Origin of the sequence: Aequorivita sediminis (assembly GCF_032080575.2) — a bacterium.
GTDB lineage: Bacteria > Bacteroidota > Bacteroidia > Flavobacteriales > Flavobacteriaceae > Aequorivita > Aequorivita sediminis.
The window spans coordinates 421,192-434,073 of record NZ_JAVLSO020000001.1 but is presented as its reverse complement, the minus strand read 5'-3'; the positions used below and the strand labels follow the sequence as shown (position 1 = coordinate 434,073).

24 protein-coding genes are annotated in these 12,882 nt (G+C 38.2%); all 24 read left to right on the top strand.

The annotated features are described in order from the left end of the window. The first annotated feature begins 411 nt into the window (after positions 1–411). The 24 genes from rpsL to rplO all read left to right on the top strand — a co-directional run bounded on the left by rpsL (position 412) and on the right by rplO (position 12,871). Positions 412–786: a 30S ribosomal protein S12 gene (gene rpsL, locus RT250_RS02050; RefSeq protein WP_073215344.1), complete on the top strand. Its 375-nt coding sequence runs from the start codon at positions 412–414 to the stop codon at positions 784–786. Positions 787–867: 81 nt separating this feature from the next. Continuing rightward, a complete protein-coding gene (gene rpsG, locus RT250_RS02045) occupies positions 868–1,344 on the top strand; it encodes a 30S ribosomal protein S7 (protein ID WP_139855411.1) in 477 nt (158 codons plus the stop codon). A 3-nt stretch (positions 1,345–1,347) separates the two neighbouring features. After that, positions 1,348–3,477, top strand: a complete 2,130-nt coding sequence (fusA, locus tag RT250_RS02040; RefSeq protein WP_313111670.1) for an elongation factor G — start codon at positions 1,348–1,350, stop codon at positions 3,475–3,477. Between the two features lie 11 nt (positions 3,478–3,488). Beyond that, positions 3,489–3,794, top strand: coding sequence for a 30S ribosomal protein S10 (gene rpsJ, locus RT250_RS02035; protein ID WP_010181931.1), 306 nt, complete (start codon positions 3,489–3,491; stop codon positions 3,792–3,794). A gap of 207 nt (positions 3,795–4,001) precedes the next feature. Continuing rightward, positions 4,002–4,613, top strand: coding sequence for a 50S ribosomal protein L3 (gene rplC, locus RT250_RS02030; RefSeq protein ID WP_139855409.1), 612 nt, complete (start codon positions 4,002–4,004; stop codon positions 4,611–4,613). Then, positions 4,613–5,242 carry a 50S ribosomal protein L4 gene (rplD, locus tag RT250_RS02025; RefSeq protein ID WP_313111667.1) on the top strand — a complete coding sequence of 210 codons (630 nt, stop codon included), beginning with the start codon at positions 4,613–4,615 and terminating at the stop codon, positions 5,240–5,242. The genes rplC and rplD overlap by 1 nt, the downstream gene beginning before the upstream one ends. 7 nt (positions 5,243–5,249) lie before the next feature. Next, positions 5,250–5,540 carry a 50S ribosomal protein L23 gene (rplW, locus tag RT250_RS02020; RefSeq protein WP_139855407.1) on the top strand — a complete coding sequence of 97 codons (291 nt, stop codon included), beginning with the start codon at positions 5,250–5,252 and terminating at the stop codon, positions 5,538–5,540. Positions 5,541–5,566: 26 nt separating this feature from the next. Then, positions 5,567–6,391 carry a 50S ribosomal protein L2 gene (rplB, locus tag RT250_RS02015; RefSeq protein ID WP_313111666.1) on the top strand — a complete coding sequence of 275 codons (825 nt, stop codon included), beginning with the start codon at positions 5,567–5,569 and terminating at the stop codon, positions 6,389–6,391. 3 nt (positions 6,392–6,394) lie between these two features. Then, positions 6,395–6,673, top strand: coding sequence for a 30S ribosomal protein S19 (gene rpsS, locus RT250_RS02010; RefSeq protein WP_139855405.1), 279 nt, complete (start codon positions 6,395–6,397; stop codon positions 6,671–6,673). A gap of 6 nt (positions 6,674–6,679) precedes the next feature. After that, a complete protein-coding gene (rplV, locus tag RT250_RS02005) occupies positions 6,680–7,090 on the top strand; it encodes a 50S ribosomal protein L22 (protein ID WP_139855404.1) in 411 nt (136 codons plus the stop codon). A gap of 4 nt (positions 7,091–7,094) precedes the next feature. Continuing rightward, positions 7,095–7,817 (top strand): 30S ribosomal protein S3, encoded by a 723-nt coding sequence (rpsC, locus tag RT250_RS02000; protein ID WP_139855403.1) that lies wholly within the window; start codon positions 7,095–7,097, stop codon positions 7,815–7,817. Positions 7,818–7,835: 18 nt separating this feature from the next. Beyond that, positions 7,836–8,255 carry a 50S ribosomal protein L16 gene (gene rplP, locus RT250_RS01995; RefSeq protein WP_062622470.1) on the top strand — a complete coding sequence of 140 codons (420 nt, stop codon included), beginning with the start codon at positions 7,836–7,838 and terminating at the stop codon, positions 8,253–8,255. Positions 8,256–8,266: 11 nt separating this feature from the next. Further along, positions 8,267–8,458 carry a 50S ribosomal protein L29 gene (gene rpmC / locus RT250_RS01990; RefSeq protein ID WP_165146668.1) on the top strand — a complete coding sequence of 64 codons (192 nt, stop codon included), beginning with the start codon at positions 8,267–8,269 and terminating at the stop codon, positions 8,456–8,458. Between the two features lie 15 nt (positions 8,459–8,473). Beyond that, on the top strand, positions 8,474–8,737 hold the full coding sequence (gene rpsQ, locus RT250_RS01985) for a 30S ribosomal protein S17 (protein ID WP_139855401.1): 264 nt from the start codon (positions 8,474–8,476) through the stop codon (positions 8,735–8,737). A gap of 2 nt (positions 8,738–8,739) precedes the next feature. Further along, positions 8,740–9,108, top strand: a complete 369-nt coding sequence (gene rplN / locus RT250_RS01980) for a 50S ribosomal protein L14 (RefSeq protein ID WP_045079247.1) — start codon at positions 8,740–8,742, stop codon at positions 9,106–9,108. 13 nt (positions 9,109–9,121) lie between these two features. Continuing rightward, on the top strand, positions 9,122–9,436 hold the full coding sequence (rplX, locus tag RT250_RS01975; protein WP_139855400.1) for a 50S ribosomal protein L24: 315 nt from the start codon (positions 9,122–9,124) through the stop codon (positions 9,434–9,436). 2 nt (positions 9,437–9,438) lie between these two features. After that, positions 9,439–9,990: a 50S ribosomal protein L5 gene (gene rplE / locus RT250_RS01970; RefSeq protein ID WP_313111659.1), complete on the top strand. Its 552-nt coding sequence runs from the start codon at positions 9,439–9,441 to the stop codon at positions 9,988–9,990. Between the two features lie 3 nt (positions 9,991–9,993). Beyond that, complete coding sequence (gene rpsN / locus RT250_RS01965; RefSeq protein WP_237608356.1) at positions 9,994–10,263, top strand: 30S ribosomal protein S14; 270 nt, start codon at positions 9,994–9,996, stop codon at positions 10,261–10,263. 89 nt (positions 10,264–10,352) lie between these two features. Next, the gene (rpsH, locus tag RT250_RS01960; RefSeq protein WP_139855397.1) at positions 10,353–10,754 is read left to right on the top strand and encodes a 30S ribosomal protein S8; all 402 of its coding nucleotides are present in this window, start codon (positions 10,353–10,355) and stop codon (positions 10,752–10,754) included. 15 nt (positions 10,755–10,769) lie between these two features. Continuing rightward, complete coding sequence (gene rplF / locus RT250_RS01955; protein WP_313111655.1) at positions 10,770–11,312, top strand: 50S ribosomal protein L6; 543 nt, start codon at positions 10,770–10,772, stop codon at positions 11,310–11,312. An 11-nt stretch (positions 11,313–11,323) separates the two neighbouring features. Continuing rightward, positions 11,324–11,680, top strand: a complete 357-nt coding sequence (gene rplR, locus RT250_RS01950; protein ID WP_313111654.1) for a 50S ribosomal protein L18 — start codon at positions 11,324–11,326, stop codon at positions 11,678–11,680. Positions 11,681–11,688: 8 nt separating this feature from the next. Continuing rightward, entirely contained in the window at positions 11,689–12,213 is a 525-nt protein-coding gene (gene rpsE, locus RT250_RS01945) for a 30S ribosomal protein S5 (protein WP_139855394.1), read from the top strand. Between the two features lie 11 nt (positions 12,214–12,224). Continuing rightward, positions 12,225–12,404, top strand: coding sequence for a 50S ribosomal protein L30 (rpmD, locus tag RT250_RS01940; RefSeq protein WP_139855393.1), 180 nt, complete (start codon positions 12,225–12,227; stop codon positions 12,402–12,404). Between the two features lie 14 nt (positions 12,405–12,418). Next, the gene (rplO, locus tag RT250_RS01935) at positions 12,419–12,871 is read left to right on the top strand and encodes a 50S ribosomal protein L15 (RefSeq protein WP_139855392.1); all 453 of its coding nucleotides are present in this window, start codon (positions 12,419–12,421) and stop codon (positions 12,869–12,871) included. Positions 12,872–12,882 lie beyond the last annotated feature (11 nt).

Sequence of the window (12,882 nt, the reverse complement as noted above, 5' to 3'; positions counted from 1 at the left end):
ATCTAGTTTCTTGGTATTTGATAAAGTTTAGTTTTCAATAGAAATTGTTATTTTTTTATATCTGTATGTAACTCTGTTGTTTTACTAATACATAAAAATACCATAAGTTGGTTTGGCTAGGCTTTCCTATTAGGTAGCCAAAGTGTATTTATTAATGTTGAATTTGTTATTTGTTGAATAACCTTAAACGTGATATGCTATTTAATTGTTGTTGAATGATTTTGATAAGTTTAAGTTTGCAGTCTTCAAAATTAAAGCTTCAACTTCCTAATTTCCATATTTTATAAAAAAAATTGGAAGTATGCTGAAAATTAATTCAGTATGGTTTGATTAGTAAAAAATTTATTCTACATTTGCATCCCCTAAAAATAGGGGTGTTTTATTTTTAAACAGTAATAATACATATTTTATATGCCAACAATTTCACAATTAGTACGTAAAGGAAGAACCAGAATAACCAAGAAGAGTAAATCGGTTGCTTTGGATTCATGCCCACAACGTCGTGGTGTTTGTACGCGTGTATATACTACTACGCCTAAGAAACCTAACTCTGCAATGCGTAAAGTTGCAAGGGTGAGGCTTACAAATGGTAAAGAAGTTAACGCATACATCCCAGGCGAAGGTCATAATCTCCAAGAGCACTCGATAGTATTGGTTAGAGGTGGAAGGGTAAAAGATTTGCCAGGAGTTAGATACCACATTGTTCGTGGAGCTTTAGACACCGCAGGTGTTGCAGGCCGCACGCAACGTAGATCTAAGTATGGAGCAAAACGCCCAAAGAAGTAAAATGAAAACGGTTAATAGCTGATGCTTTATAGCCTAGGTTATATAATTAGCATTGACGATTAACAATTAACAAAACAACAGATGAGAAAAAAACAGGCCAAAAAAAGACCCCTTTTACCAGATCCACGGTTTAACGACCAGTTGGTTACACGTTTTGTAAACAACATGATGTGGGATGGAAAAAAGAGTGTGGCTTTTAAAGTTTTCTACGATGCAATTGATATTGTAGAAGAAAAGAAGCAAGACGACGAAAAAACTGCGTTAGAACTTTGGAAAGATGCTCTTTCTAATGTTATGCCTCACGTAGAGGTGCGTAGTCGTAGAGTTGGTGGGGCAACCTTCCAAATTCCTATGCAAATTCGTCCAGACCGTAAAATTGCAACTGCAATGAAATGGTTAATTACATATTCAAGAAAAAGAAACGAGAAATCTATGGCTGCTAAATTAGCTGCTGAGATTCTTGCTGCTGCAAAGGAGGAAGGAGCTGCGGTTAAAAAACGCATGGATACTCATAAAATGGCAGAAGCTAATAAGGCATTCTCACATTTCAGATTCTAAACAATGGGAAGAGATTTAAAATACACAAGAAACATCGGAATCGCCGCGCATATTGATGCCGGTAAAACAACAACTACAGAACGTATCCTTTTTTACACTGGGGTAAACCATAAGTTAGGAGAAACTCACGAAGGGTCTGCTACTATGGACTGGATGGAGCAAGAGCAAGAGCGTGGTATTACAATTACCTCTGCTGCTACTACTTGTAAGTGGAAATTTCCAATGGAAAATGCACAGCCATTACCAGAAACTAAAGAATACCACTTTAATATAATCGATACTCCTGGTCACGTAGATTTTACCGTAGAGGTAAACCGTTCATTGCGTGTACTAGATGGGTTGGTTTTCTTGTTTAGTGCTGTTGATGGTGTAGAACCACAGTCTGAAACAAACTGGAGACTTGCTGATAACTATAAGGTGCCTCGTATTGGTTTCGTTAATAAGATGGACCGTAATGGGTCTAACTTTTTAGGCGTGTGCCAGCAGGTTAAAGATATGTTAGGTTCTAATGCAGTGCCTATCGTATTGCCATTAGGTGAAGAGATTGATTTTAAAGGAATTGTTGATTTGGTGAAAAACCGTGCTATTGTTTGGCATGATGACACATTTGGATCAACTTTCGACGTTGTTGAAATTCCTGAAGATATGAAAGAGGAAGTTCGTATGTACCGTGGTAAGCTTATTGAAGAAGTTGCTGCCTACGACGAAAACCTTCTAGAAAAATATATGGAGGATGAAGATTCTATTACTGAGGATGAAGTGCATGCTGCCCTTCGTGCCGCTGTAATGGATATGAGTATCATTCCAATGATTTGTGGTTCTTCATTTAAAAATAAAGGAGTGCAGTTCTTAATTGATGCTGTATGTCGTTACTTGCCTTCTCCAATGGATAAAGAAGGTATCGTAGGTGTTAATCCTGATACTGAAAAAGAAGAATTACGTAAGCCAAGTGTAGAAGAGCCTTTCGCGGCACTTGCATTTAAAATTGCTACTGACCCATTCGTAGGTCGTTTAGCTTTCTTCCGTGCTTACTCTGGTCATTTAGATGCAGGATCATATGTTCTAAATAACCGTACTGGTAATAAAGAGCGTATTTCACGTATTTACCAAATGCACGCTAACAAGCAAAATGCTATCGATTTTATTGAAGCTGGAGATATTGGTGCAGGAGTTGGTTTTAAAGATATTAAAACTGGTGATACACTAACAGCTGAAAAGCATCCAATTATTTTGGAAAGTATGGATTTCCCAGACCCAGTAATCGGGGTTGCGGTAGAGCCAAAAACAAAAGCGGATGTTGATAAATTAGGTATGGCTTTATCTAAGCTTGCTGAAGAAGATCCAACATTCCAAGTTCGTACAGACGAAGCTTCTGGACAAACAATTATCTCGGGAATGGGTGAACTTCACTTAGATGTTATCGTTGATCGTTTACGTCGCGAATTTAAAGTAGAAGTAAGCCAAGGTCAACCACAAGTTGAGTACAAAGAAGCTGTAACTAAAGTTGCAGACCATAGAGAGGTTTACAAGAAACAATCTGGTGGTCGTGGTAAATTCGCAGATATTGTATTTACACTTGAGCCAGCTGAAGAAGGAAAAATTGGATTGGAATTTGTTAACGCTATTAAAGGTGGTAACGTACCAAAAGAATTTATCCCAGCTGTAGAAAAAGGTTTCACTCAAGCAATGGTTAATGGACCACTTGCAGGCTTTGAGGTTGATGCTATGAAAGTTACTTTAAAAGATGGATCTTTCCACCCTGTGGATTCTGATGCATTATCTTTTGAATTAGCTGCAAAAATTGGTTTCAAAGAAGTTGCTAAGAAAGCCGGAGCTGTAATTCTTGAGCCTATTATGAAACTTGAGGTGCTTACACCTGAAGAAAACATGGGTGATATAGTTGGTGACCTTAACCGTCGTCGTGGAACAATCTCTAGTATGAGTGACCGTGCCGGTGCTAAAGTTATCAAAGCTGAAGTGCCACTTTCTGAAATGTTTGGTTATGTAACTACATTAAGAACATTGTCATCAGGTCGTGCTACTTCAACAATGGAATTTTCACATTATGCTGAAACACCTTCTAGTATATCAGAAAGTGTAATTGCAGCAGCAAGAGGAACCGCTAACGAATAATAATTTCAGCAATGAGTCAAAAAATTAGAATTAAACTAAAATCTTACGATCACAATTTGGTGGACAAATCTGCTGAAAAAATCGTAAAGACCGTAAAGAGTACTGGAGCTGTAGTAACAGGACCTATTCCTTTACCAACACATAAAAAAATCTTTACAGTATTACGTTCTCCACACGTAAACAAGAAGAGTAGAGAGCAATTCCAATTAAGTTCTTACAAAAGACTTTTGGATATCTACAGTTCTTCTTCAAAAACGATTGACGCTCTAATGAAGTTAGAGTTGCCAAGTGGTGTAGAAGTAGAGATTAAAGTGTGATAAAATTTTGAGTTCAGTTTTCTGAATTCAGGATCACTAAAATGTCCCGAGCTTGTTAGCAACGGAAAAACGGAAAACAAAGTAACATTCGGGATCGGATTTATTTTGATCCCGTTTGTTTTTCAAACAATAAATAGTAAACAATCGAAGGAAGAATGTAGGAATCGACTTCTGCATTTGAAATTCATAATTTTTAATTTAATAAATATGTCTGGGTTAATTGGAAGAAAGATAGGGATGACCAGCATCTTTGACGAGAACGGAAAGAATATTCCGTGTACCGTTATCGAAGCAGGACCCTGTGTTGTTACCCAAGTCAGAACCAAAGAGGTTGACGGGTACGAAGCTCTTCAACTTGGTTTCGATGACAAGAAGACTGCTACTAAAGCTGCTGAAGGGCACGCAAAAAAAGCAGGAACCGTTGCAAAACGCAAAGTCGCCGAATTCAAGTATTTTGAAGAAGATTACAAATTGGGTGACACACTTACTGTGGAACTTTTTACCGAAGGAGAGTACGTTGATGTAGTAGGTACATCTAAAGGTAAAGGTTTTCAAGGAGTTGTTAAGCGTCACGGTTTTGGCGGTGTAGGACAAGCTACACACGGTCAGCACAACCGTTTACGTGCACCAGGTTCTATTGGAGCTGCATCATATCCTGCGAGAGTATTCAAAGGAATGCGTATGGCTGGACAAATGGGCAACGAAAGAGTAAAAGTAGAAAATTTAAGAGTTTTAAAAGTAGTTGCTGAAAAGAACTTACTTGTTGTTAAAGGAGCAATCCCAGGACACAAAAACTCTTATGTAATGATTGAGAAATAATGAAGGTAGCTGTATTAGACATAAACGGAAAAGACACAGGTAGAAAAGTTGAACTTTCTTCAGCTGTGTTCGGAATAGAGCCTAACAATCACGCAGTTTATCTTGATGTAAAGCAATACCTTGCAAATCAAAGACAAGGGACGCATAAATCAAAAGAACGCGCTGAGATCGCTGGTTCTACTAGAAAGATAAAGAAACAAAAAGGAACTGGTACTGCTCGTGCGGGTAGCATCAAGTCTGGTGTTTTTAAAGGTGGTGGTAGAATGTTTGGACCTCGTCCACGTAACTACTCATTCAAATTAAACAAAAACCTTAAGCGTTTAGCTCGTAAATCTGCCCTATCTATGAAGGCAAATAACAAAGCGATCTACGTCATGGAAGAGTTGAATTTTGATGCACCTAAAACAAAGAATTTTGTGTCGGTTTTAAAGAACTTAGGACTAGACGATAAAAAATCTTTATTTGTGTTGGGAGACTTAAATAATAATGTATATTTGTCCTCTCGCAATTTGAAAGGTACTGAAGTTGTAACTAGCTCACAATTAAGTACATACAAAATTATGAATGCAAACAGTTTAGTGCTGTTTGAAGGTTCTTTGGAAGGAATTGAAACAAACTTAAGTAAATAGAAACAGGATGAACATCTTAATTAAACCTATAATTACGGAAAAAGCTACTAAAGATGCTGAAGACAATAACGTTTTTGGTTTCGTAGTGAACCCAAAGGCGAATAAGATAGAAATCAAGAAAGCGGTTGAGGCCACTTACGGAGTTTCTGTTGAAAAAGTTCGCACAATAAATGTCCGCCCTGATAGGAAGACCCGTTATACAAAAACAGGTGTCCAAACTGGTAAAACGAATGCTTACAAAAAAGCAATCGTACAGGTGGCGGAAGGTGATACAATAGATTTTTACAGTAACATCTAAGATAACTTAGATCTAATTAGACAAAAATGTCAGTAAGAAAATTAAAACCAATCACCCCAGGTCAGCGTTTTAGGGTTGTTAATGGTTTTGACGCCATTACAACCGATAAGCCGGAGAAGTCTTTACTTGCTCCGATTAAAAAATCTGGTGGTAGAAACAGTCAAGGAAAAATGACCATGCGCTACAAAGGTGGTGGTCATAAAAGAAGATATCGAATTATCGATTTCAAACGCAACAAGGCGGGAATTCCTGCTACAGTTGCTAGTATTGAATACGATCCAAACCGTACAGCGTTTATCGCGCTTTTAAATTACCAAGATGGTGAAAAGCGATATGTAATTGCGCAAAGCGGTCTACAAGTTGGACAAAATATTGTTTCTGGTGACTCAGTTGCTCCAGAAATTGGAAACGCAATGCCACTTTCGGCAATCCCTTTAGGTACAGTTATTTCTTGCATCGAGCTTCGTCCAGGACAAGGCGCGGTAATGGCTAGAAGTGCAGGTACTTTCGCACAGCTAATGGCTCGTGAAGGTAAGTATGCAACTATTAAATTACCATCTGGTGAAACTAGATTGGTATTGGCTAATTGTTTAGCTACTATTGGAGCGGTTTCAAACCACGATCATCAATTGTTAGTATCAGGTAAAGCTGGTAGAAGCAGATGGTTAGGAAGAAGGCCTCGTACAAGACCAGTTGTTATGAACCCTGTAGATCACCCAATGGGTGGTGGTGAAGGTAAAGCTTCAGGAGGACACCCACGTTCTAGAAATGGTGTACCTGCAAAAGGTTACAGAACACGTACTAGAACGAAAGCAAGTAATAAATATATCTTAGAACGTAGAAAGAAATAAGTTATGGCAAGATCGTTAAAAAAAGGACCGTACGTTCATTATAAACTAGACAAGAAAGTTCAGCAAAATGTTGAAGGTAATAAGAAAACCGTTATCAAAACTTGGTCACGTGCTTCTATGATTACTCCAGATTTTGTTGGTCAAACCATTGCTGTTCATAACGGACGTCAATTTGTTCCTGTATATGTAACAGAAAACATGGTAGGGCATAAACTAGGAGAATTTTCACCTACAAGATCATTCCGTGGTCATGCAGGTGCTAAAAACAAAGGTAAAAAATAATAGGCCATGGGAGTTCGTAAAAGAGAAAGAGCAGAAGCAATCAAGGAGGCAAAGAAAACATTATACTTTGCTAAATTGAACAATTGCCCCACTTCACCAAGAAAGATGCGTTTAATGGCAGACTTGGTACGTGGTGAGAAAATAGATAAAGCACTTAACATATTGAGATTTAGTTCAAAAGAATCTTCTCGTAAATTAGAGAAGCTACTTTTATCTGCTATTGCAAACTGGCAGCAAAAGAACGAAGATGCTTCAATTGAAGACGCAGACCTTTTTGTTAAAGAAATCCGTGTGGATGGTGGTACGATGTTAAAAAGACTTCGTCCTGCACCACAAGGCCGTGCACACAGAATTAGAAAACGCTCCAACCACGTAACACTGGTATTGGCAGCTAACGATAACACACAAAGCAATTAATTAAATGGGACAGAAGACAAATCCAATCGGAAATCGCTTAGGTATCATTAGAGGTTGGGAATCCAACTGGTACGGAGGCAACGACTACGGCGATAAATTAGCCGAAGACGACAAGATCAGGAAATACATCCACGCTCGTTTAAGTAAAGCTAGTGTGAGTAGAGTAATTATTGAGCGTACGCTTAAGCTTGTAACCGTTACTATAACCACTGCCCGTCCTGGTATTATTATTGGGAAAGGTGGACAGGAAGTAGACAAGCTAAAAGAAGAGCTTAAAAAAATTACAGACAAGGAAGTACAGATCAACATTCATGAGATTAAAAGACCTGAATTAGATGCGTATTTGGTAGCTGCAAGTATTGCGCGCCAAATTGAAAGCCGTATTTCATACCGTCGTGCAATTAAAATGGCGATTGCAGCAACGATGCGTATGAATGCAGAAGGTATTAAGGTTCAAATTTCAGGACGTTTGAATGGAGCAGAAATGGCTCGTTCAGAATCTTACAAAGAAGGTCGTATTCCATTGTCAACTTTTAGAGCCGATATTGACTACGCTTTAGTTGAGGCACACACTACTTATGGTAGATTGGGTGTTAAAGTATGGATTATGAAAGGCGAAGTATATGGAAAGCGAGAACTTTCACCACTAGTTGGTCTTTCGACTGGCAAAAAAGGTGGTAAAGGTGCTCAAGGACGCGGTGGCAACAAAGCACGCCGCAGAAAGTAATTTTTTAAACAGAAGAAAATGTTACAACCTAAAAGAACAAAATACCGTAAACATCAAAAGGGCCGTATGAAAGGTGATGCCGGACGTGGTAATCAATTAGCATATGGAACCTTCGGTATAAAATCGTTGGAATCAGAATTTCTTACAGCTAGACAAATTGAAGCTGCTCGTATTGCTGCTACTCGTTTTATGAAAAGAGAGGGGTCTATCTGGATTATGATTTTCCCAGATAAGCCAATTACCAAAAAACCTCTTGAAGTACGTATGGGTAAAGGTAAAGGTGCTGTTGAATATTACGCTGCTGTAGTAAAACCAGGTAGAATACTCTTCGAAGTATCTGGTGTACCAGTTGAAACAGCTAAAGAAGCATTGCGCCTTGCAGCACAAAAGCTTCCAGTAAAAACTAAATTTGTAATGTCTCGGGATTTCCAAGCATAATTTTTTGAAAGATGAAACAATCAGAAATTAAGAAAGCAACCACGGCTGAACTTCAGGAAGCATTTGCTGAAACTAAAAAGGCTTATGTAGACCTAAAAATGGCTCATACCATTTCACCGTTGGAAAATCCAATTCAACTAAGATCTCAAAGAAGAGTGATAGCAAGAATAGCGACCGAACTAACTAATAGAGAAGTGCAATAATTGTACAGCTGAAAGATGGAAGAAATTAAAAGAAATTTAAGAAAAGAACGTATCGGTGTGGTAACCAGTAACAAAATGGATAAGTCTATTGTAGTTGCAGAGGTTAAGAAATTAAAGCACCCTATGTACGGAAAGTTCGTGACAAAGACGAAAAAATACGTTGCACACGACGAGACAAACAACTGCAATGAAGGTGATACAGTAAGGATCATGGAAACAAGACCTTTAAGTAAAACCAAATGTTGGAGATTAGTAGAAATAATTGAAAGAGCGAAGTAATTATGTTACAACAAGAATCAAGACTCAAAGTCGCAGATAATACCGGTGCTAAAGAAGTACTTTGCATCCGTGTATTAGGCGGTACAAAAAGAAGGTATGCTTCTATAGGTGATAAAATAGTAGTTTCAGTAAAAGAAGCTACTCCTAATGGAAACATTAAGAAAGGTGCAGTTTCTACAGCAGTAGTAGTACGTACTGTGAAGGAAATTAGAAGACCTGATGGTTCTTACATCCGTTTCGATGATAATGCATGTGTTTTATTAAACCCACAAGGTGAGATGAGAGGAACACGTGTATTTGGACCGGTAGCAAGAGAACTTCGCGACAAGCAATTTATGAAAATAGTATCATTGGCACCAGAGGTGCTTTAATATGAAAACTAAGATGACAAAGCTTAAAATAAAATCGGGAGATACAGTAGTAGTTACTGCCGGAGACCATAAAGGTTCGGAAGGTAAAGTAATGAAAATATTCCTTGACAAAAACAAAGCAATCGTAGAAGGAGTAAATATGGTTTCTAAACATGAGAAGCCTAGCGCTGCTAACCCACAAGGTGGTATCGTTAAGAAAGAAGCTCCTATCCATATTTCAAACCTATCTTTAGTAGATCCAAAATCTGGAAAAGCTACAAGAGTAGGATATAAAATGGAAGATGGTAAAAAAGTACGGTTTTCAAAACAATCGAATCAAGCAATATAGTTATGGCATATTCACCAAGACTTAAAGACGAGTACAAAAGCAGAGTGATCAATGCTCTTACTGACGAATTTGGTTACACAAACGTCATGCAAGTACCAAAATTAGAGCGTATTGTTGTTTCCCGCGGAGTGGGTGCAGCAGTAGCTGATAAGAAACTTATTGACTATTCGGTTGATGAGTTTACTAAGATAACCGGGCAAAAAGCGGTTCCAACTATCTCTAAGAAAGACGTTGCAAACTTCAAACTACGTAAAGGTATGCCAATTGGTGTAAAAGTTACGTTACGTGGAGAACGCATGTACGAATTTTTTGATAGATTGGTTACTTCAGCATTGCCTAGGGTACGTGACTTTAACGGAATTAAAGCAACAGGTTTTGACGGAAGAGGGAATTACTCTTTAGGAATTACCGAGCAAATTATCTTCCCTGAAATCGATATCGATAAAGTAAAGAAGATTGAAGGAATGAATATTACATTTGTTACTTCAGCTAATACCGATAAAGAAGCGAAATCATTATTACAAGAATTAGGGTTACCCTTTAAAAAGAACTAAGAGATGGCTAAAGAATCAATGAAAGCCCGTGAGGTTAAGAGACAGAAAATGGTAGCAAAATATGCAGCCAAGCGCAAAGCTTTAAAAGAAGCTGGTGACTGGGAAGGTTTGCAAAAACTGCCAAAAAATGCCTCTCCAGTACGTTTACACAACCGTTGTAAACTTACAGGAAGACCAAGAGGGTATATGAGAACTTTTGGAATTTCACGTGTTACATTTCGTGAATTGGCTAACCAAGGCCTTATTCCTGGTGTTCGTAAAGCATCTTGGTAAGAACATTAATTTGTTCCAAAATTTAATATAAATTGGTTGAAGGTTTGTTTCGATTAACGGGCAAAAACCACAACCGCAAATATCAATAAATGAATATAGATCCAATTTCAGATTATCTAACTAGAGTTAGAAATGCTGCAAAAGCCGGACATCGCGTAGTAGAGATTCCAGCGTCAAATCTTAAAAAGGAGATTACAAAAATCCTTTTTGATCAGGGTTACATATTGAGCTACAAATTTGATGACGAAAGTACTCCACAGGGTATCATCAAAATCGCTCTTAAATATGATAAGCTTACTAAAGAGCCAGTGATCAAGAAAATTCAAAGAATTAGTAAACCAGGTTTACGTAAATACGCAGGTTCAACAGAACTTCCACGTATTCTGAACGGATTAGGAATTGCTATTGTGTCAACTTCTTCAGGAGTTATGACAGGACAGCAAGCTAAAGCTCAGAATGTAGGAGGTGAAGTATTGTGTTACGTTTACTAAAAAATAGACAAAGAAATGTCAAGAATAGGTAAAAACCCGGTAGTAATCCCACAAGGAGTTACAGTTGATATTAAAGACAACGTAATTACCGTAAAAGGAAAATTAGGTGAGTTATCTCAGGAATATTCTGATATAACCATGAAAGTAGAAGATGACCACGTAATAGTGGAACGCCCTTCAGACTCTAAAGATCACACTGCAAGACACGGTCTATACAGAGCTTTAGTTAATAATATGATTGAGGGTGTAAGTAAAGGTTGGACTAAACAATTAGAATTGGTTGGTGTGGGTTACCGCGCGAGCAACCAAGGACAAAAACTAGATTTAGCTTTAGGATTTTCACACAACATCGTTATGGACATCGCTCCAGAAGTAAAAGTGGAAACCGTATCTGATAAAGGTAAGAACCCGATTGTAAAACTAACTTCGCACGACAAGCAATTAGTTGGACAGGTAGCTGCAAAAATTCGTAGTTTCCGTAAGCCAGAACCTTACAAAGGAAAAGGTATCAAGTTTGTAGGTGAACAATTAAGAAGAAAAGCAGGTAAATCTGCATAACAAATAGAGTTATGGCATTATCAAAATACGAAAGAAGAGAGCGTTTGCGCATGCGAATCAGAAAAACGGTTGAGGGGACTGAAAGTCGTCCACGTTTGGCTGTTTACAGAAGCAACAAAGAAATATACGCTCAAATAATTGACGATGTAAATGGAAAAACCATTACCGCTGCATCTTCAAGAGATAAAGAGATAGACGCTTCAAAAGCAAATAAAGTTGAAGCTGCAAAAATGGTTGGGAAATTAATCGCAGAAAAAGCTGTTAAAGCTGGTGTTGAAACCATCGCTTTCGACAGAGGCGGTTACCTATACCACGGAAGAGTAAAATCATTAGCTGAAGGTGCACGAGAAGGTGGCCTTAAATTCTAAGTAAAATTATGTATCAAGATTATAAAAACGTAGAATTAGTAAAACCAGGAGGGCTTGACTTAAAAGACCGTTTGGTAGGTGTACAACGTGTAACCAAGGTGACCAAAGGTGGTCGTGCCTTCGGATTTTCAGCTATTGTAGTTGTTGGAGATGAGAAAGGAGTGGTTGGTCAAGGTCTTGGGAAATCCAAAGACGTTGCTAGCGCAATAGCAAAAGCTATTGAAGATGCTAAGAAAAACTTAGTTCGTATTCCACTTAACAAAGTAACGCTTCCACACGAGCAAAAAGGTAAGTACGGTGGTGCTCGCGTAAATCTTATTCCAGCTGCGCCTGGTACAGGAGTTATCGCTGGTGGACCTGTACGTGCGGTACTTGAAGCTGTTGGAGTACACGATGTATTATCAAAATCTCAAGGATCATCAAACCCACATAACGTTGTTAAAGCAACTTTTGACGCTCTATTGCAAATGCGTAGCGCTCAAACAATTGCTGACCAGCGTGGGATTTCACTTGAAAAAGTATTCAAAGGATAAATATCAAAGCGATGGCAAAAATAAAAGTAACAAAGGTTAGAAGCGTAATTAATCGCCCAAAAGACCAAAAACAAACTATGGAAGCACTTGGCCTACGTAAAATAGGGCAAACCATAGAACACGAAGATACGCCAAGCATACTTGGTATGATCAATAAAGTTAATCACTTAGTTTCAGTTGAAACTAAATAAGGAAACACGAAAAAATGGATTTAAGTAACTTACAACCCGCCGCAGGATCGGCGAAAAACAAAGGCAAGCGAGTAGGTCGCGGACAAGGTTCCGGTAAAGGTGGCACTGCTACCCGCGGACATAAAGGTGCAAAATCACGTTCAGGATATTCAAAGAAACTTGGATTTGAAGGTGGTCAGATGCCATTACAACGTCGTGTTCCTAAGTTTGGATTTACAAACATCAACCGTAAGGAGTATAAAGGTATCAACATCGATACTTTACAACAATTGGTTGACGACAAGAAAATAAAAGATGCCGTTGACTTTGAAACCTTATTTGGTTTAGGTCTTGCTGGAAAAAATGAAATGGTTAAGATTTTAGGTAGAGGAGAGATAAAAGCAAAACTGAAAGTATCTGCGCACAAGTTTACTGCCTCGGCAAAAGAAGCTATTGAAGCTGCCGGAGGTGAAGTAGTAATATTGTAACAAAAGATAGG

Bases quoted from the DNA above. Each gene is read 5' to 3' on its own strand.
- rpsL (WP_073215344.1), top strand. From the start codon at position 412: ATGCCAACAATTTCACAATTAGTACGTAAAGGAAGAACCAGAATAACC.
- rplP (WP_062622470.1), top strand. From the start codon at position 7,836: ATGTTACAACCTAAAAGAACAAAATACCGTAAACATCAAAAGGGCCGT.
- rplE (WP_313111659.1), top strand. From the start codon at position 9,439: ATGGCATATTCACCAAGACTTAAAGACGAGTACAAAAGCAGAGTGATC.
- rpsC (WP_139855403.1), top strand. From the start codon at position 7,095: ATGGGACAGAAGACAAATCCAATCGGAAATCGCTTAGGTATCATTAGA.
- rplC (WP_139855409.1), top strand. From the start codon at position 4,002: ATGTCTGGGTTAATTGGAAGAAAGATAGGGATGACCAGCATCTTTGAC.
- rpmD (WP_139855393.1), top strand. From the start codon at position 12,225: ATGGCAAAAATAAAAGTAACAAAGGTTAGAAGCGTAATTAATCGCCCA.
- rpmC (WP_165146668.1), top strand. From the start codon at position 8,267: ATGAAACAATCAGAAATTAAGAAAGCAACCACGGCTGAACTTCAGGAA.
- rplX (WP_139855400.1), top strand. From the start codon at position 9,122: ATGACAAAGCTTAAAATAAAATCGGGAGATACAGTAGTAGTTACTGCC.
- rpsG (WP_139855411.1), top strand. From the start codon at position 868: ATGAGAAAAAAACAGGCCAAAAAAAGACCCCTTTTACCAGATCCACGG.
- rpsH (WP_139855397.1), top strand. From the start codon at position 10,353: ATGAATATAGATCCAATTTCAGATTATCTAACTAGAGTTAGAAATGCT.
- rpsJ (WP_010181931.1), top strand. From the start codon at position 3,489: ATGAGTCAAAAAATTAGAATTAAACTAAAATCTTACGATCACAATTTG.
- rpsE (WP_139855394.1), top strand. From the start codon at position 11,689: ATGTATCAAGATTATAAAAACGTAGAATTAGTAAAACCAGGAGGGCTT.
- rplW (WP_139855407.1), top strand. From the start codon at position 5,250: ATGAACATCTTAATTAAACCTATAATTACGGAAAAAGCTACTAAAGAT.
- fusA (WP_313111670.1), top strand. From the start codon at position 1,348: ATGGGAAGAGATTTAAAATACACAAGAAACATCGGAATCGCCGCGCAT.
- rplD (WP_313111667.1), top strand. From the start codon at position 4,613: ATGAAGGTAGCTGTATTAGACATAAACGGAAAAGACACAGGTAGAAAA.
- rplR (WP_313111654.1), top strand. From the start codon at position 11,324: ATGGCATTATCAAAATACGAAAGAAGAGAGCGTTTGCGCATGCGAATC.
- rpsQ (WP_139855401.1), top strand. From the start codon at position 8,474: ATGGAAGAAATTAAAAGAAATTTAAGAAAAGAACGTATCGGTGTGGTA.
- rplF (WP_313111655.1), top strand. From the start codon at position 10,770: ATGTCAAGAATAGGTAAAAACCCGGTAGTAATCCCACAAGGAGTTACA.
- rplV (WP_139855404.1), top strand. From the start codon at position 6,680: ATGGGAGTTCGTAAAAGAGAAAGAGCAGAAGCAATCAAGGAGGCAAAG.
- rplN (WP_045079247.1), top strand. From the start codon at position 8,740: ATGTTACAACAAGAATCAAGACTCAAAGTCGCAGATAATACCGGTGCT.
- rpsN (WP_237608356.1), top strand. From the start codon at position 9,994: ATGGCTAAAGAATCAATGAAAGCCCGTGAGGTTAAGAGACAGAAAATG.
- rplB (WP_313111666.1), top strand. From the start codon at position 5,567: ATGTCAGTAAGAAAATTAAAACCAATCACCCCAGGTCAGCGTTTTAGG.
- rpsS (WP_139855405.1), top strand. From the start codon at position 6,395: ATGGCAAGATCGTTAAAAAAAGGACCGTACGTTCATTATAAACTAGAC.
- rplO (WP_139855392.1), top strand. From the start codon at position 12,419: ATGGATTTAAGTAACTTACAACCCGCCGCAGGATCGGCGAAAAACAAA.